At 64.6% G+C, this 16,409-nt stretch carries 15 protein-coding genes and 1 riboswitch; of the genes, 4 read left to right on the top strand and 11 right to left on the bottom strand.

What is annotated here, in order from left to right:
• Positions 1 to 6: 6 nt before the first annotated feature.
• Complete coding sequence (locus tag ACYPXD_RS16955) at positions 7 to 519, bottom strand: winged helix DNA-binding protein (protein WP_459713522.1); 513 nt, start codon at positions 517 to 519, stop codon at positions 7 to 9.
• A 188-nt stretch (positions 520 to 707) separates the two neighbouring features.
• On the opposite strand from ACYPXD_RS16955, the gene pxpB reads away from it, so the two are divergent.
• The 4 genes from pxpB to ACYPXD_RS16935 all read left to right on the top strand — a co-directional run bounded on the left by pxpB (position 708) and on the right by ACYPXD_RS16935 (position 5,397).
• Positions 708 to 1,385 (top strand): 5-oxoprolinase subunit PxpB, encoded by a 678-nt coding sequence (gene pxpB / locus ACYPXD_RS16950; RefSeq protein ID WP_459713519.1) that lies wholly within the window; start codon positions 708 to 710, stop codon positions 1,383 to 1,385.
• Positions 1,382 to 2,521, top strand: a complete 1,140-nt coding sequence (locus ACYPXD_RS16945) for a 5-oxoprolinase subunit C family protein (RefSeq protein ID WP_459713517.1) — start codon at positions 1,382 to 1,384, stop codon at positions 2,519 to 2,521. The genes pxpB and ACYPXD_RS16945 overlap by 4 nt, the downstream gene beginning before the upstream one ends.
• 100 nt (positions 2,522 to 2,621) lie before the next feature.
• Positions 2,622 to 3,374: a 5-oxoprolinase subunit PxpA gene (gene pxpA, locus ACYPXD_RS16940; RefSeq protein ID WP_459713515.1), complete on the top strand. Its 753-nt coding sequence runs from the start codon at positions 2,622 to 2,624 to the stop codon at positions 3,372 to 3,374.
• Positions 3,375 to 3,570: 196 nt separating this feature from the next.
• Entirely contained in the window at positions 3,571 to 5,397 is a 1,827-nt protein-coding gene (locus ACYPXD_RS16935) for a tetratricopeptide repeat protein (protein WP_459713513.1), read from the top strand.
• Here the strand turns inward: ACYPXD_RS16935 and ACYPXD_RS16930 are convergent, their stop codons facing one another.
• From ACYPXD_RS16930 to ACYPXD_RS16885, 10 genes are all read right to left on the bottom strand, one after another.
• Positions 5,398 to 6,645, bottom strand: coding sequence for a TraB/GumN family protein (locus ACYPXD_RS16930; RefSeq protein WP_459713511.1), 1,248 nt, complete (start codon positions 6,643 to 6,645; stop codon positions 5,398 to 5,400).
• A complete protein-coding gene (locus ACYPXD_RS16925) occupies positions 6,638 to 7,660 on the bottom strand; it encodes a peptide ABC transporter ATP-binding protein (RefSeq protein WP_459713508.1) in 1,023 nt (340 codons plus the stop codon). Before ACYPXD_RS16925 ends, ACYPXD_RS16930 begins: the two co-directional genes overlap by 8 nt.
• On the bottom strand, positions 7,657 to 8,655 hold the full coding sequence (locus ACYPXD_RS16920) for an ABC transporter ATP-binding protein (RefSeq protein WP_459713657.1): 999 nt from the start codon (positions 8,653 to 8,655) through the stop codon (positions 7,657 to 7,659). The genes ACYPXD_RS16925 and ACYPXD_RS16920 overlap by 4 nt, the downstream gene beginning before the upstream one ends.
• 13 nt (positions 8,656 to 8,668) lie before the next feature.
• On the bottom strand, positions 8,669 to 9,586 hold the full coding sequence (locus tag ACYPXD_RS16915) for an ABC transporter permease subunit (RefSeq protein ID WP_459713506.1): 918 nt from the start codon (positions 9,584 to 9,586) through the stop codon (positions 8,669 to 8,671).
• A gap of 7 nt (positions 9,587 to 9,593) precedes the next feature.
• A complete protein-coding gene (locus ACYPXD_RS16910) occupies positions 9,594 to 10,607 on the bottom strand; it encodes an ABC transporter permease subunit (protein WP_459713503.1) in 1,014 nt (337 codons plus the stop codon).
• A gap of 157 nt (positions 10,608 to 10,764) precedes the next feature.
• Complete coding sequence (locus ACYPXD_RS16905) at positions 10,765 to 12,396, bottom strand: ABC transporter substrate-binding protein (RefSeq protein WP_459713500.1); 1,632 nt, start codon at positions 12,394 to 12,396, stop codon at positions 10,765 to 10,767.
• 244 nt (positions 12,397 to 12,640) lie between these two features.
• Positions 12,641 to 13,471: a methylenetetrahydrofolate reductase [NAD(P)H] gene (gene metF, locus ACYPXD_RS16900; protein ID WP_459713498.1), complete on the bottom strand. Its 831-nt coding sequence runs from the start codon at positions 13,469 to 13,471 to the stop codon at positions 12,641 to 12,643.
• 18 nt (positions 13,472 to 13,489) lie between these two features.
• Positions 13,490 to 13,843 (bottom strand): phage holin family protein, encoded by a 354-nt coding sequence (locus tag ACYPXD_RS16895; RefSeq protein WP_459713494.1) that lies wholly within the window; start codon positions 13,841 to 13,843, stop codon positions 13,490 to 13,492.
• Between the two features lie 109 nt (positions 13,844 to 13,952).
• The gene (gene ahcY, locus ACYPXD_RS16890) at positions 13,953 to 15,374 is read right to left on the bottom strand and encodes an adenosylhomocysteinase (RefSeq protein ID WP_459713491.1); all 1,422 of its coding nucleotides are present in this window, start codon (positions 15,372 to 15,374) and stop codon (positions 13,953 to 13,955) included.
• A 30-nt stretch (positions 15,375 to 15,404) separates the two neighbouring features.
• Positions 15,405 to 15,536: riboswitch (S-adenosyl-L-homocysteine riboswitch) on the bottom strand.
• A gap of 126 nt (positions 15,537 to 15,662) precedes the next feature.
• Positions 15,663 to 16,400 (bottom strand): LrgB family protein, encoded by a 738-nt coding sequence (locus ACYPXD_RS16885; protein WP_459713489.1) that lies wholly within the window; start codon positions 16,398 to 16,400, stop codon positions 15,663 to 15,665.
• Between the last annotated feature and the right edge of the window lie 9 nt (positions 16,401 to 16,409).

Here is a 16,409-nt window from a genome sequence, read left to right as displayed (position 1 = left end):
CCTGTCTTACAGTGAAGCGGCCGCGCGCGCGGCCGTGTCGTAGAGTCCGGACGCATTGCGCATCAGTTGCGCGGCTTCGCCGATCTGCTGGTTCGAGAGACCGCTCTCGCGCAGCGTCGCGATGAGACAGCTTTCGCGCACCTCGCGATACCTGACGCAGAGCTCGCGCCCGGCGTCGGTGGCCGAGAAGAACACTTCCTTGCCGCTCTTGTCGCTTTGCACATATCCCCGCGCGACGAGTTTTTTCAGCGCGTAAGTCGCGACGTGCGTGTCTTCGATGTTGAGCACGAAGCAGATGTCCGCGAGCTTCTTGCGGCGCTCGCGATGGCTGACATGATGCAGCAGCGACACCTCGATCGCGGTCATGTCCTTTTCTCCCGCTGCCGTCATGCAGCGGACCATCCACCGGTTGAACGCGTTGCTCGCCATGATCAGCGCGTATTCAAGTTCTGAAAGTTCCGCGCTTTCGTCAGAAACGAGAGGTTCCGACGAGACTATCTTGGTGGGATGACGCGCCATGTATAGGGTCCCCGGAATGCCGCAGGAAGGGTCCCAAGTGTACGACGCAGCCGTTGGAGTGAAAGCCTGGCGAAAACGCTTATGGAGAAGTTATTGATATTTTAATGAGACTATACGGCAGCCCTTCCCGAGAAAAAAACGCCTCGGGACTCGAGATTGCGTACCCGCACATCGACCCTCGACGACCCATGAGCCTATCGACGCGCCTCACTTCAGGCAATCCCCGCATCTATGCGTTCGGCGATACGGCACTCGTCTGCGAATCGGCGCCGCCCGCGACGCTCGACTGTCAGCGGCGCGTCTGGGCCGCGGCGCAAGCCGCGCGCACATGGCCGCATGTGCTCGAAGTCGTGCCCGGCATGAACAACCTTACGCTTGTGTTCGATCCGCTCGCGGCCGATCGCGACGCGCTCGCCGAGCAGTTGCGCGCCGCCTGGGACACAGCCGGCGATGCGCCCGCGCCCGATCGCGAAGTCGAGATACCGGTTCGATACGGCGGCACGTACGGGCCGGACCTCGACGTGGTCGCCGCGCACACGGGTCTTAGCGCGCAGGAGGTTATCGAGCGCCACGCGCAAGCCGAATATGTCGTGTTCTTTCTCGGCTTTCAGCCGGGCTTCGCGTATCTCGGCGGACTCGATCACGCACTGCACACGCCGCGCCGCGCCGAACCTCGCGTCGAAGTGCCGGCCGGCTCGGTCGGCATCGGCGGCGCGCAGACCGGCATCTATCCGGCCGCGTCGCCGGGCGGCTGGCAACTGATCGGCCGCACGACGGTGTCGCTATTCGATCCGGCGCGCACGCCGCCCGCCTTGCTGCAACCGGGCGACCGCGTGCGCTTCACGCTCGCGGAGCGGGAGGCATGATCGACGTGATCCGCGCGGGTCTTTTGACCTCGGTACAGGACCTCGGCCGCCACGGCTACCGGCATCTCGGCATCGCGATGGGCGGCGCGCTCGACAGGCTCGCGTTCGAAGTCGGCAACCGGCTCGTCGGCAACCGGCCCGAAGCAGCCGGCCTCGAAGTCACGTTTGGCCCGACCGTGCTGCGCTTTCCGCGTGCGACGCGTATTGCGATCACGGGCGGCGAGTTCGGCGCGACGCTCGACGGCGCGCCCGTTCATTCATGGTGGAGCCTGCCCGTGCAGGCGGGTCAGGAGCTGACGCTCAACGCGGCGAAGCGCGGCATGCGCTGTTACGTGTGCGTCGCGGGCGGCATCGAGGTGTTGCCGGTGCTCGGTTCGCGCAGCACCGATCTTGGCGCGTGCTTCGGTGGCCTCGGCGGCCGTGCGCTGCGCGACGGCGACCGGCTACCGATCGGCGTCGCCGCGGGCCCGGGTGTATCCGCTGGAGCCGCAGCGGGCGCCGCCGCGGATGCTCCAGCCGGCGTAACGGCAGGCGCGCCCGCCGCAGGCCTGCGCGCCTTGAAGCCGGATGCGCCCGCGTTCGGCGTGAAGTCGCCGGCGTGGTGCAAGTTCGTGCTCGTCGACGAACCGGCGCGGCACGGCCGGCTCGCCTCGGGCGCCGCGTGGGCGCTGCCGGTCCGCGTGCTGCCCGGCCCCGAGTACGAGCGCTTCAGCGACGCCGCGCACGACGCCTTCTGGTCCGACGAATGGCTCGTCACGCCGAACAGCAACCGGATGGGCTATCGGCTTTCCGGCACTGCGCTCGAGCGCAACGAAAAGGTCGATCTGCTGTCGCACGCTGTCATGCCCGGCACGATCCAGGTGCCGCCGAATGGACAACCGATCGTCCTGCTGAGCGACGCGCAGACCACGGGCGGCTACCCGAAAATCGGCTCGGTGATCTACGCTGACCTATGGAAGCTCGCGCAGGTCCGCCTCAACGGCGCCGTGCGTTTTGTCCCGACGACGCCGCATGAGGCGCGCGCCGCGCTGCTCGAAGAACGGCAGTATCTGCGGCAGATCGATGCGGCGATCGCGTTGCGTGAGGAACGTTGCGCGCGCGAGAGGCCGGTCGCCGAGGCCGCGGGAGACGAGTAGCGTCCGCTGGCGCCGCATATTGCGAGGCAGCGCGAGCGAGGGCGAAGGAGCACGAAACGTCGCCAGGCCGCATCGCGCGAATGAAAAGTGGAGGAACATGATGGAAGTCGATCTGAATGCCGATCTCGGCGAGGGCTGCGGCTCCGACGAAGCGCTGCTCGATCTCGTCAGCTCGGCGAATATCGCGTGCGGCTGGCATGCGGGCGGCGCCAATGCGATGCGCGAATGCGTACGCTGGGCCGTGCAAAAGGGCGTGTCGATCGGCGCGCATCCGAGCTTCAACGATCCCGACAATTTCGGCCGCAAGGAGATGGACCTGCCGACCGGCGATATCTATGCGGGCGTGCTGTATCAGCTCGGCGCGCTCTCGGCGATCGCGCAGGCCGAAGGCGGCCGCATCGCGCACGTGAAGCCGCATGGCGCGCTCTATAACCAGGCGGCGCGCGATGCCCGCATCGCCGACGCGATCGCGTGCGCGGTGCACGACTTCGATCCGTCGGTTGCCGTATTCGGGCTGGCGAACAGCGGCCTCGTCACGGCTGCGCGCAAAGCAGGGCTCGTCGCGATCGAGGAAGTGTTCGCCGACCGCGGCTATCGCGCCGACGGTTCGCTCGTGCCGCGCAAGGAGCCGGGTGCGCTGCTCGACGACGAAGACGCCGTGCTCGAACGTACGCTGACGATGGTGCGCGAGGGGCGCGTCAAGGCGGTCGACGGCCAGTGGGTGCCGATCAACGCGCAGACGATCTGCCTGCACGGCGACGGAGCGCATGCGCTTGCGTTCGCGCGGCGTATCCGCCGTGCGCTCGAAGGCGCGGGAATCGACGTGCATGCCGCGACCGGCGCGCGTGCATGAAAGCCGTCACCCCCCGTTTTCGCGTTTTTGAGATACGAGATCGGGCCGCGCGGGCCGCAAAACAATGGCCTTGCCGCTATTTAGGATATGTCTGATGCAACGCGGAGCGCGCCGAACCTAAGCTTGTGGGCATCCAAAATCCACAGTCCGGCACGTATGCCTTACCGCGCGCGCCGGCCTTCTGCCGAGATCCGCGATGTCCACTTCCGCCACGCCTATGGGTGCCGACGGCACGTCTGCTTCTTCCGCCGGTCAAGCCGATTACGTCGGTCAACCCTATCCCACCGCCCTCGCGTTCGCCCTCGAGGCGCACCGCGCGGACCGCCTCGCCGAAGCGCAAGCGCTCTATCGCGAAACGCTCGCAAGCATACCTGATCATCCCGAAGCGCTGCACTACTACGGCGTGCTGCAACATCAGCTCGGCGAGCACGCGAGCGCGGCCACGCTGCTCGATCGCGCGTTGACGCTCGACGCGTCGAATGCCGAATGCTGGAGCAATCGCGGGCTGGTCGCGGCGGCAAGCGGCCAGCCCGCGTTCGCGCTGCAGTGCTATCGCAACGCGTTGCAACTGAAGCCCGCATTCGCCGACGCGCACAACAACCTCGCGGTCGCACTGCAGGCTCAAGGCGCGCTCGAAGAAGCCATCGAACACTATCGTCTGGCGCTCGCCATCGACCCGACGCTGGTCGACGTCCACGTCAATCTCGGCTCATCGCTGAACAAGCTCGACCGTCACGACGACGCGTATGCGCAATATCAGCTCGCGCTGTCGCTCGATCCGCATTCGGCGCAGGCGCACTTCAACGCGGGCAACGCGCAGCAGGCGCGCGGCGAATTCGCCGCGGCCGCCGCTCACTTCCGGCGGGCGATCGCCGCGGCCCCCGCCTTCGCCGACGCACACGTGAATCTCGGCACCGCGCTCGGCAAGCTAGGCGAGTACCGCGACGCCGAGCAGCACTACCGGCAAGGCGTCGCGCTGAACGGCAATGCGACCAACCTCGTCTGCCTCGGCGCCTCGCTCGGCGCGCAGGGGCGCCACGACGAAGAGGAGCGGTGCTATCGCGCGGCGCTCGCGCTCGAACCCGGGCAGCCCGACGCACATCAGAATCTCGCGTGGCTGTATCTGAAGCGCGGCGACTACGGCCAAGGCTGGGCCGAATACGCCCGACGCTGGCGCGCCAGCGACTACGAAGCGATCGCGGTGGCAGACATTCCCGAATGGCGCGGCGAGCCGATCGACGGCAAGCACATCCTGCTCGTGCGCGAGCAGGGTTTCGGCGATCAGTTCCAGTTTCTGCGGTATGCGTGCGTACTCGCGGAGCGCGGCGCGATCGTCGACGTCTGCGTCCGCGCACCCTTGCTCGACATCGCGCAGCGCGTACCCGGCGTGCGTCGCGCATGGACCGGCACGCCGGGCGGCGACTACGACTTCTGGATCTCGCTGATGAGCGTGCCGTCCGTCGTCGGCACTGAAGTGCAAACCATCCCGGCCGCCGTGCCGTATCTGTTCGCCGATCCGGCGAAAATCGCGCACTGGCGCGCACGGCTGGACCAAACCGTCGGCGTGCAGCCGAAAATCGGCCTCGTCTGGGCCGGCAGTCCGACCTTCGGCAACGACCGTTATCGCTCGATGCCGCTGGCGGCGCTCGCCCCGCTCGCCGAGTTGACCGGCGTCGCGTGGCTCAATCTGCAAAAAGGCGCCGCGCAGGCGCAACTGGCCGCGTTGCCCGACGCGATCCGCCCGCTCGACTTCACCGCCGAGCTGAACGACTTTTCGGATACCGCCGCGCTGATCGCCAATCTCGATCTCGTGATTACCGTCGACACCGCCGTCGCGCATCTGACCGGCGCGTTGGGCAAGCCGTTGTGGGTCATGCTGCCGGCCAACTCCGACTGGCGCTGGCTCGAGCACCGCAGCGACTCGCCGTGGTATCCGACCGCGCGGCTGTTCCGGCAAACGACGCTCGGCGACTGGACACCGGTGGTGCAAAGCATGCGCGATGCGCTGGTGCGCGGCGAATAATCAACTCGGCTCGACCACGAATCCGCGCTGCCGCAACAACTGCAGCACGCCATTGCGGCCCCCGAGGTGCAGCGCACCGATCGCGACGAACACCGGCTTGTTCGGCGCCGAAATGGCGATCATTCGCGCGACGAAGCGGCGATTGCGCTCATAAAGAATCTTGTTGTCGATCGACGCCGACACGCGCGGATCGCGCGCAAGCTTCTCCGACTTCGCCGCCTCCCATGCGGCGAGCGCATCGGCATCGCCGACGCGCCATAGCCGGTGCAGCGTCTTCACGTCATTCACGTTTTCGGCCGGCGTCTGCACGAGATCCTGCGCCAGCATTTCGCGCTGCTGCGCGAGAGTGAGGCTCGTGAACGCGCGCATCTGCTCGGCCAGCGTCTCGAGCCCAACGATCCTGCCGCGCTGACGCAAATAGACGTTCTGCAATTGCGCCTCGGTGCCGTACTCGGTCTGCAGCCCCGCGCTCAGCGAATCGTAGGTTTCGACGAGCAGCGACGCGAGCCACGGCCGCATCTTGCGAATCTCGTCGAGCGCGGCCGGGTTGTCGCGCAGGCGCATCTCGAGCTTGCGCCACAGCGGATCGGGCAGCAGCTTCGGCAGGCACGGATACCGGCACACGCCGTACTTCGATACGTCGTCCTGTGAGACGAGCAGATCGTCGGGAGACAGTTCGAGCGCAAGCGTCGGCGAGGCGGCGAGCGCCGCCAGAATCGGCCGCCGGAACGGCTGCCCCGGGGGATAGTCGACCGGGTCGCCGACGTGCAGCGTACCGAGAATGTAGATGGTTGTCGTGCCGCGCGTCGCGACATAGAACGGCATGCGGGCCGGCTCGGGCCGAACGGGGCCGCCCGTGGTGGTGCCCGAGGACGCCGGCGCCGGCGGTGGCGCATTGCCGGCCGGCGCATTGGCGGCTGGCGATGCGCCGCGCGGCGGCGCAGCCGGCGGATGCGGAAGCGGCAACGTCGGGCGCGCCGCGCCCTGCGCGTGGGTGTTCGCGGACGCGTCGCCGGCCGCGTACGCCGACGCCACCGGCGCCCACGCCGCCAGCCACGGCGCAGTCGTTGCCATCACGGCCAGCCCGGCAGCCAGAACCAGAGCGCAAGCCAGCACGACGAGCATCGCCCCGGCCGGGCGCAACAAGCGGTGCAACAAGCGGTGCCCCAGGCGCACCGGATACCCGACGCCATCGACGCCATCGACGCAGCGGCGCACCGCGCAGCGCGCCGCGGCCGTTTCAGGCATCCGCGTCCCCCACCTCCTCGGCGCGGTGACACGACACCTGACGGCCATCCACTTCACGCAGCTTCGGTTCCTCCTGACGGCACCGGTCGATCGCATACGGGCAACGCTGATGGAAAGTACATCCCGACGGCGGATTCAGCGGCGACGGCATTTCGCCTTGCAGCCTGATCCGGATCTGCCGGTCCGCTTCGAAGATCGACGGCGTCGCAGACATCAGTGCCCGCGTGTATGGATGACGCGGCCGTTCGAAGATCGTCTTATTGTCGCCGAGTTCGGCGATACCGCCGAAATACATCACCATCACATCGTCGGCGATGTGCTCAACCACGGCCAGATTGTGCGAGATGAAGACGTAGCTAGTCTTAAACTCATCTTGCAGATCCATAAACAGATTAAGAATCTGCGCCTGGATCGACACATCGAGTGCGGACACCGGTTCGTCGGCGACGACGATCTGCGGATCGAGAATCATGGCGCGCGCAATTGCGACGCGCTGACGCTGCCCGCCCGAGAACATATGCGGATAGCGCTTCGCGTGTTCGGGCCGCAGGCCAACGATGCGCATCATGTGCGCGATGCGTTCGGCGCGCTCGGCCGCCGTGAGCGGCGTGTTGATCGCGAGCGGCTCGCCGAGCGTCTGCTCGACGGTCTTGCGCGGATTGAGCGACGCAAACGGATTCTGGAACACCATCTGCACGCGCCGGCGCAGCGCGGCAATCTTCGCGTGATCGGCGCCGGCGACGTCTTCGCCGTCGATCAGCAGACGCCCGGCGGTCGGCGATTCGATCATCGTCAGTTGCCGCGCGAGCGTCGATTTGCCGCAGCCGGATTCGCCGACCACGGCAAGCGTGCGCCCGCGCGTCAGCGAAAACGACACGCCGTTCAACGCCTTCACCGTGCCGTGGCCGAACATGCCGCGCTTCACGTCGTAGTGCTTCGCAAGCTGCTCGGCGACGAGCACGGAGTCGCCGCCGGCCGCGTCGCCCGGGCGGCGCGTTTCGGGTACTGCATTCATCGTGCGCCTCCGTGTTGAATCGCATCGGCCGCCAGGTTCAACGGCTTGATACAGCGCACGCGAACCGTGTCGTCGTGATGGGGCAAACCGCCAAGCGGCGGCCGCGCTTTCATGCAATCGTCGACCACGTATTTGCAGCGCGGCGCGAAGAGACAGCCCGTCGGCCGGTCGTCGCGACCCGGCACGAGGCCCGGCAGCGCGGCGAGCCGCACCGCGCCGACATTGTGCTCGGGAATCGCCGCCAGCAGCGCTTCGGTGTACGGATGATGAGGCGCGGCGAAGATCTCGGGCACGCGGTTCGTTTCGATAATCTCGCCCGCGTACATCACCGCGACGCGCTGCGCGACCTCCGACACCACGGCCAGATCGTGCGAGATCAGCACGAGCGCCATGCCGCGCTCCTTCTGCAACTGCACGAGCAGTTGCATGATCTGCGCCTGGATCGTCACGTCGAGCGCGGTGGTCGGTTCATCGGCGATCAGCAGCTTCGGATTGCACGCCACCGCCATCGCGATCATCACGCGCTGGTTCATGCCGCCCGACAGCTGATGCGGAAACGAATCGATGCGATTTTTCGCGTCGGGAATGCCGACCTGATCGAGCAGTTCGAGCGCGCGTTTGTTGAGCGCCTCGCCGCGCAGCCCTTCGTGCAGCTTCAGCACTTCCTTGATCTGATAGCCGACCGTATAGCTCGGGTTCAGGCTCGTCAGCGCATCCTGAAACACCATCGCGATGTCTTTGCCGATAATCTTGCGGCGCTCTTTCGGCGAAGCGGAGAGCAGATTCTTGCCGTCGAAGCTGATTTCGTCGGCGCTCACCTTGCCGGGCGCGTCGATGAGGCCCATCAGCGCCATCATCGTCACGCTTTTGCCCGAGCCCGATTCGCCGACCACGCCGACCACTTCGCCCGGCGCGACACTGAGATTCACGCGGTCCACCGCGGCAAGGCCGCCGAAGTCGACGGCGAGATTGCGGATGGTCAATAGATCGCGCATGGGATCGTTCATATCAGGCCATCCGTTTCAGTTTGGGATCGAGCGCGTCGCGCAGCCCGTCGCCGAGCAGGTTGATCGCGAGCACCGAGATCAGAATCGAAAGACCGGGCATCGTGACGATCCACCATGCGCTGTCGATATAGTCGCGCGCGGAGGCGAGCATCGCGCCCCACTCGGCCGCGGGCGGCTGTACGCCGAGACCGAGAAAGCCGAGCGCAGCCGCATCGAGAATCGCCGACGAAAAGCCGAGCGTGGCCTGCACGATCAGCGGCGCCGTGCAGTTCGGCAGCACCTGCGAGAACATGAGCCGCAGCGTGCCGGCGCCCGCGACGCGCGACGCCATCACGTATTCCTTGTGCAATTCGCCCAACGCCGACGCGCGCGTCAGACGCACGTAGCCCGGCAGCGCGACGATCGCGATCGCGAACATCGTGTTGAAGAGGCCCGGACCGATGATCGCGACCACGGCAACCGCGAGCAGCAGCGACGGCAGTGCGAGCAGCACGTCCATCACGCGCATGATCGGCGTGTCGGCCCACCTGTCGAAGAACGCGGCGATCAGGCCGAGCACGATGCCCGGAATCAGCGCGAGCAGCACCGATACGCAACCGATCCAGAACGACAGCCGCGCGCCGTACATCAGTCGCGAAAGAATGTCGCGGCCCGCTTCGTCGGTGCCGAGGATGAACTTCCAGTTGCCGCCGTCGAGCCACGCGGGCGGAATCTTCACCGTATCGCGGTACTGCTCGATCGGGCTATGCGGCGCGATCAGCGGCGCGAAGATCGCGATAAACACCAGCACGAGCACGATGACGCCGGCGCCGACCGCGCCGCGATTGCGCGAGAAGTTGGCCCAGAATTCACGTGCGGCGAGTGCGCGGCCGCTGGGGGGCGTGACCGATTGGGGAACAGTGTTTTGAATATCAGCCATGGCGGTATTACCTCGTATGGCGAATGCGCGGATTCAACACGCCGTACAGCAGGTCGACGACGAGGTTCACCACAATGACGAGCGTGGCAATCATCAGAATACCGCCCTGCACGACCGGATAGTCACGCCGGCTGATCGCATCGATCAGCCACTTGCCGATGCCGGGCCACGAAAACAGCGTCTCGGTCAGCACCGCGCCCGCGAGCAGCGTGCCGACCTGCAGACCGATCACGGTAACGACCGGAATCAGCGCATTACGCAACGCATGCACCACCACCACACGCACCGGCGACAAGCCCTTCGCGCGCGCGGTGCGGATATAGTCTTCGCGCAGCACTTCGAGCATCGACGAGCGCGTCATGCGCGCGACCACCGCGAGCGGAATCGTGCCGAGCACGATCGACGGCAAAATCAGATGGCTGACCGCGGAGCGGAACGAGCCTTCGTCGGTGCCCGGCAACAGCGAGTCGATCAGCAGGAAACCGGTCACATGCGGAATGTCGTATTCGACCGCGATGCGGCCCGACACCGGCGTCCAGCCGAGCTTCGCCGAAAACACCATGATGAGGATCAAGCCCCACCAGAAGATCGGCATCGAGTAACCGGTGAGCGCGGTGCCCATCACGCCGTGATCGACCACGGTGCCGCGTCGCAACGCGGCGAACACGCCGGCCGGCAACCCAACCACCAGCGCGAACAGCATCGCGCAGATCGACAGCTCGACGGTGGCCGGAAAACGCGCCAGAAACTCGTCCATCACGCTCGTATTGGTGATGATCGACGTGCCGAGATTGCCGGTCAGCGCGCGGCCGACGTAATGCAGATATTGAAGCGGCAGCGGCTCGTCGAGGCCGAGGCGATGAAGCGCCGCCGCATGCGTGGCCGGATCGACGCCGCGCTCGCCCATCATCACTTCGATCGGGTCGCCCGGAATCAGATGGATAAGCGCGAACGCAAGGATCGTAATACCGATGAAAGTCGGTATCACCATCCCGATGCGGCGCAAAACGAATCGGAACATGGATCGTCCCTATGTATGGGTGGGGAAAAATGCAACCGGCGACAAGGGCTCGTGACCCCGTCGCCGGACAGTTTCGACCAGTCTTCTTAACCGTGCGAAAAACTTACCGCGGCTGATTATGCGTATCGATCGCCGCAGCGCGCCACGACGGACCGCATCACTGCATGCCCACGCCGTCGAAGCGCAGGTAACCGAGCGATTCGATGCGCATGTCGGTGACCTTCTTGCTCATCGGCTGATAGACAGTCGAGTGTGCGATCGGCGAGAACGGCAGTTGTTCCGCAAAGATCTGCTGCGCCTGCACATAAAACTTCGTGCGCGCGTCCTGACCGTTGGTCTCGCGGCCCTTCTTCACCAACTCGTCGAATGGCTTGTAACACCACTTCGAGAAGTTGTTGCCATTGACCGCGTCGCAGCCGAGCAGCGTGCCGAGCCAGTTGTCGGGATCGCCGTTGTCGCCGGTCCAGCCGATCAGCATCGTGTCGTCTTCGCCCGCGTGCGCGCGCTTGATGTACTCGCCCCACTCGTACGTCACGATCTTCGCCTTCACACCGATCTTCGCCCAGTCGGCCTGAATCATCTCGGCCATCAGCTTGCCGTTGGGGTTGTACGGACGCTGCACGGGCATCGCCCACAGCGTGATTTCAAAGCCGTTCGGGAATCCGGCCTTCGCCAGCAGCGCCTTCGCCTTGTCCGGATCGTATGACGCCGCCTTCAGCGATTTGTCGTACGACCATTGCGTCGGCGGCATCGGATTGGTCGCGAGCTGGCCCGCGCCCTGGTAGACCGAATCGATGATCGCTTTCTTGTTGATCGCCATATCGAGCGCTTCGCGCACTTCGGTCTTGTCGAGCGGCTTGTGCGTGACGTTATAGGCAAGGTAGCCGAGGTTGAAGCCCGCCTGCGACGGCATCGCAATGTTGTTATCCGCCTTCAGCGGCGCGATATCGGCCGGACGCGGATAGCTCATCACCTGGCATTCGCCGGCCTTCAGCTTCTGCACGCGCACGCCCGGGTCGGGCGTGATCGAGAAGATCAGCTTCGACACCTTCACCGTGTTCGGCTTCCAGTAATCAGGATTGCCGTCGAAACGGATCGTCGCGTCTTTCGTGTAGCTCTTGAAGATAAACGGGCCGGTGCCGACCGGCTTCTGGTTGATGTCGGCGGCCTTGCCTTCCTTCAACAGCTGATCCGTGTATTCGGCCGACAGAATCGACGCGTATTCCATCGCGAGGTTCTGGATAAACGGCGCGTTCACTTCGGCAAGCGTGAATTTCACCGTGTACGGGTCGACCTTTTCGATCTTCGTGATCAGCTTGTCGAGGCCCATGTCGGTGAAGTACGGAAACTGCACCGGGTAGGCCTTATGGAACGGCTGGTTCGGATCGAGCATGCGCTGGAACGTGAAGATCACGTCATCGGCATTGAACTCGCGCGTCGGTTTGAAATACGCAGTGGTCTGGAATTTGACGCCATGACGCAGATGGAACGTATACGTTTTGCCGTCCGGCGACACGTCCCACTTTTCGGCCAGGCCCGGTTCGACCTTCGTGCCGCCGCGCTCGAATTCGACGAGACGGTTATAAACGGTGAACGTATTGGCGGTGAAATCCACGCCGGTCGTGTATTGCGCTGGATCGAAACCCGCGGGGCTGCCTTCTGAGCAGTAAACGAGGGTTTTGTTCGGGATGTCGGCGGCGTTCGCCAGTTGCGTCCCCGCCATCGTCACCGCTGCGGCCGCGCTCAGCGTCGTGAGCCGGAGCGCGCGCAACAGTCTGTTTTGGTTCATGTTTCCTCCAGATTTGTAACCGGTCAAAACCAGCGTAGCGCGATATTACTGAGCTTTACCGGCCCTCACAAGCGGACAAAATCCGGTGGCGCAAATGCGCAAACATGTATATGGAAGGGGTGACGGCGCGGCTTCGGGTTGGCCCGATTAGCCGCGTTGTGCCGCAAAACGTCTTGCGCGGGATCGCGCAAGACGTTTCGATCACAGCATGAGATATGCGCGGCAGGTGATAGGCGGCCTGAGCCTACAACCCGAGCCGCTCGCAGATCGCCTTGGTCGACGCCGCGGCGTTGAGCGTATAGAAATGCAGGCCCGGCACGCCTGCATCGACGAGCCGCTGGCAGAGCCCGGTCACCACATCGAGCCCGAACGCGCGAATCGCGTCGCGATCGTCGCCGAAGCTCTCGAGCCGCCGCGCGATCCAGCGCGGCACTTCGGCGCCGCACATTTCGGAAAAGCGCATCAGCTGCGAGTAGTTCGTGATCGGCATGATGCCGGGCACGATCGGCACGTCGACGCCGAGCTTGCGCGCATCGTCGACGAACTGGAAGTACGCATCCGCATTGAAGAAGTACTGCGTAATCGCGGAATCGGCGCCGGCTTTCACCTTGCGCGCGAAATTCTCGAGATCGTGCCGCGGCGTGCGCGACTGCGGATGGTATTCCGGATACGCGGCGACTTCGATATGAAACCAGTCGCCGGACTCCGCGCGAATAAAGCTGACGAGCTCCGAGGCGTAACGCAATTCGCCGACCGAGCCCATGCCCGACGGCAGATCGCCGCGCAACGCGACGATGTGCCGGATGCCATGCGAGCGGTACTCGGTCAGAATCCGGCGCAGGTCGTCTTTCGACGAACCGATGCACGACAGATGCGGCGCCGCTTCGAGGCCGCCCTTCGACATATCGATGACGGTGTCGAGCGTGCCTTGCTGCGTCGAGCCGCCCGCGCCGAAAGTGACCGACACAAACTTCGGCTTGAGCGGGATCAGCTGCTCGCGCGTCGCGCGCAGCTTGTCGACGCCTTCCTGCGTTTTCGGCGGAAAGAATTCGAATGAAAGTTCGATGGGGTTCATGGTGCGGATCAGAATCGGCTAGCCGAAACTGCGATTACCGAGAATAAGCGCGGACAGCAGCCATGAAACGATGCTGTACAGAATCGAGCCGAAGAATGCCGACCAGAAGCCCGACACTTCGAAGCCCTTCAAAAGCGACGCGCACAGCCAGAAGCACAGTGCGTTGACGACGAGAATGAAGAGCCCGAGCGTGAGTATCGTGACCGGCAATGTCAGCAGGATCAGCACTGGCCGCAATACCGTGTTGATCAGCCCGAGCACGAGCGCGACGATCAATGCGGTGCCGAAGCTGCGGATGTGAATCGACGGCACGAGATACGTGATGATCAGCAACGCAAGCGCGTTGATCAGCCAGGTCAACAGCACGGTCATCGGGGGCTCCTTATGTTCACAAAGTGCTCATGGTCCGCATTGAACATGAATGCGCGCAGCGCATGCGACGTAACCGACGCACCGCGCGCATCCGGCGACGGCGACGTGCTCAGTAACGGTAGTGGTTCGGCTTGAACGGACCGTTCTTGTCCACCCCGATGTAGCTCGCCTGATCCGTCGACAGCACGGTCAGGTTCGCACCGATGCGCGCGAGGTGCAGGCGCGCGACCTTCTCGTCGAGTTGCTTCGGCAGCACGTAGACCTTGTTCTCGTACTTGCCGCCTTGCGTGAACAGTTCGATCTGCGCGAGCGTCTGGTTCGTGAACGAATTCGACATCACGAACGACGGATGGCCCGTTGCGCAGCCGAGGTTCACGAGACGGCCTTCAGCCAGCAGAATGACGCGCTTGCCGTCCGGGAAGATGATGTGGTCGACTTGCGGCTTGATGTTTTCCCACTGGTACTGGCGCGTCGACGCGACGTCGATTTCCGAATCGAAGTGGCCGATGTTGCAGACGATCGCGTTGTGACGCATCGCCTTCATGTGATCGTGGTTGATCACATGGTAGTTGCCGGTGGCCGTCACGAAGATGTCGGCCTTGTCGGCCGCGTATTCCATCGTCACGACGCGGTAGCCTTCCATCGCCGCCTGCAGCGCGCAGATCGGATCGATTTCGGTCACCCACACCGTTGCGCCGAGGCCGCGCAGCGACTGCGCGCAACCCTTGCCCACGTCGCCGTAACCGGCCACGACCGCGATCTTGCCCGCGATCATGACGTCCGTAGCACGCTTGATGCCGTCGACGAGCGACTCGCGGCAACCGTACAGGTTGTCGAATTTCGACTTCGTGACCGAGTCGTTCACGTTGATGGCCGGGAACGGCAGGCGCCCTTCCTTTTCCATCTGATACAGGCGGTGCACGCCGGTCGTGGTTTCTTCGGTGACGCCCTTGATGTGCGCGAGACGCTTCGAGTACCACGTCGCGTCGACATCGAGATGCTCTGCGATCGACTTGAAGAGCGCGGTTTCTTCTTCGTTGGTCGGCTTGGCGATGACCGAGCGATCCTTCTCGGCCTTCGAGCCGAGAATGAGCAGCAGCGTTGCGTCGCCGCCGTCGTCGAGAATCATGTTCGCGAACTCGCCGTTCGGCCATTCGAAGATGCGGTGCGTGAACTGCCAGTATTCGTCGAGCGATTCGCCCTTGAATGCGAACACCGGCGTGCCGCCTTGCGCGATCGCGGCAGCGGCGTGGTCCTGCGTCGAGAAGATGTTGCACGAGGCCCAGCGCACGTCGGCGCCAAGCGCCTTCAGCGTCTCGATCAGCACGCCGGTCTGGATCGTCATATGCAGCGAGCCCGCGATGCGCGCGCCCTTTAGCGGCTGCTGCTTCTTGTATTCGTCGCGGATCTGCACGAGGCCCGGCATCTCCGTTTCGGCGATGTTCAGTTCCTTGCGGCCCCAGCCTGCAAGCGCGAGGTCTGCGACGACATAATCTTTCGAGTCTTTGGAATCGTAAACTGCGGCGTTCATCACGCCCTCCTTTCTAAGAAAATTAGAAGATTGACGTGAGCGCCGTTCGATGCGAAGCGCGAACCTCACGATGTGTTGACCACACACCGCATACGTTCACGCTTCGGATTGACCACCTTCGAGCCTGGCGGGTGGGAACCCGTCGCAACGCTCCTCGAAGGCGAGCGCAGATTGTAGCAAATCAGGATGGCGCGTGCGACCGGCATTTACCGCGATGGGGCCCGATGCGCGCGCTGGAACGCGGCCCGCGGCGGCACGTTTAAAGCATTCGTGCCTTACCTGCGCGTCTCAAACGGGCAGCATGTCGAGCAGCGGCGCGAGCAGCACCATCACGACGCCGGCGATCATCATCGTCAGGCTTGCGACCACCCCTTCTTCGCTGCCGAGTTCGCGCGCTTTCGCGGTGCCCACGCCATGCGCGGCCGCGCCGAACAGCGCGCCGCGCGCGAGGCGCGAACGCAGCGGCAGCAGCGCGAGCACGAGCTCGCCGAAGATCATGCCGCACACGCCGGTCGCGATCACGAACAGCGCGGTGAGGTCTTTCGGCGCGTGGATCTTGTCGCTGACCGCGAGCGCGAACGGCGTCGAGATGGAGCGCGTCATCAGGCTGCGCTGCAATTCGGGCGACAGGTGCAACAGTTTCGCCAGCACAAGCGAGCCGCCGACCGCGACGACAATGCCGACCACCACCCCCACCGCAAGCGAGATCCAGTGCCGCTTCATCAGTTCGCGGTACTCGTAGATCGGCACCGCGAACGCGACGGTCGCGGGACCGAGCAGCCACATGAGCCAGCGCGTGTCCTGAAAGTAGACGCGATACGGAATATGCGCGAGCGCGACGATCGCCACCAGCACGATCGGCACCGCGACGAGCGGCGTGAACCACATCGTCTTCACGCGCGCGTAGAGCATCTTCGACAGGAAGTAGAGCGCGACCGTCAGCACGAAGCAGCCGGCGGCGATCGCGCGCGACGCGTCGTCGGCGAACAGCGACGTGAAAAACGGGGACGTGTCGAGCGCGGTCATGGCGTGGCC

Source organism: Paraburkholderia sp. 2C (assembly GCF_054589215.1).
This window is presented reverse-complemented; position numbering and strand designations above follow the sequence as displayed.

Excerpts from the sequence above, each read along its gene's own strand:
- ACYPXD_RS16955 (WP_459713522.1), bottom strand. The coding sequence starts at position 519 with ATGGCGCGTCATCCCACCAAGATAGTCTCGTCGGAACCTCTCGTTTCT.
- pxpB (WP_459713519.1), top strand. The coding sequence starts at position 708 with ATGAGCCTATCGACGCGCCTCACTTCAGGCAATCCCCGCATCTATGCG.
- ACYPXD_RS16945 (WP_459713517.1), top strand. The coding sequence starts at position 1,382 with ATGATCGACGTGATCCGCGCGGGTCTTTTGACCTCGGTACAGGACCTC.
- pxpA (WP_459713515.1), top strand. The coding sequence starts at position 2,622 with ATGGAAGTCGATCTGAATGCCGATCTCGGCGAGGGCTGCGGCTCCGAC.
- ACYPXD_RS16935 (WP_459713513.1), top strand. The coding sequence starts at position 3,571 with ATGTCCACTTCCGCCACGCCTATGGGTGCCGACGGCACGTCTGCTTCT.
- ACYPXD_RS16930 (WP_459713511.1), bottom strand. The coding sequence starts at position 6,645 with ATGCCTGAAACGGCCGCGGCGCGCTGCGCGGTGCGCCGCTGCGTCGAT.
- ACYPXD_RS16925 (WP_459713508.1), bottom strand. The coding sequence starts at position 7,660 with ATGAATGCAGTACCCGAAACGCGCCGCCCGGGCGACGCGGCCGGCGGC.
- ACYPXD_RS16920 (WP_459713657.1), bottom strand. The coding sequence starts at position 8,655 with ATGCGCGATCTATTGACCATCCGCAATCTCGCCGTCGACTTCGGCGGC.
- ACYPXD_RS16915 (WP_459713506.1), bottom strand. The coding sequence starts at position 9,586 with ATGGCTGATATTCAAAACACTGTTCCCCAATCGGTCACGCCCCCCAGC.
- ACYPXD_RS16910 (WP_459713503.1), bottom strand. The coding sequence starts at position 10,607 with ATGTTCCGATTCGTTTTGCGCCGCATCGGGATGGTGATACCGACTTTC.
- ACYPXD_RS16905 (WP_459713500.1), bottom strand. The coding sequence starts at position 12,396 with ATGAACCAAAACAGACTGTTGCGCGCGCTCCGGCTCACGACGCTGAGC.
- metF (WP_459713498.1), bottom strand. The coding sequence starts at position 13,471 with ATGAACCCCATCGAACTTTCATTCGAATTCTTTCCGCCGAAAACGCAG.
- ACYPXD_RS16895 (WP_459713494.1), bottom strand. The coding sequence starts at position 13,843 with ATGACCGTGCTGTTGACCTGGCTGATCAACGCGCTTGCGTTGCTGATC.
- ahcY (WP_459713491.1), bottom strand. The coding sequence starts at position 15,374 with ATGAACGCCGCAGTTTACGATTCCAAAGACTCGAAAGATTATGTCGTC.
- ACYPXD_RS16885 (WP_459713489.1), bottom strand. The coding sequence starts at position 16,400 with ATGACCGCGCTCGACACGTCCCCGTTTTTCACGTCGCTGTTCGCCGAC.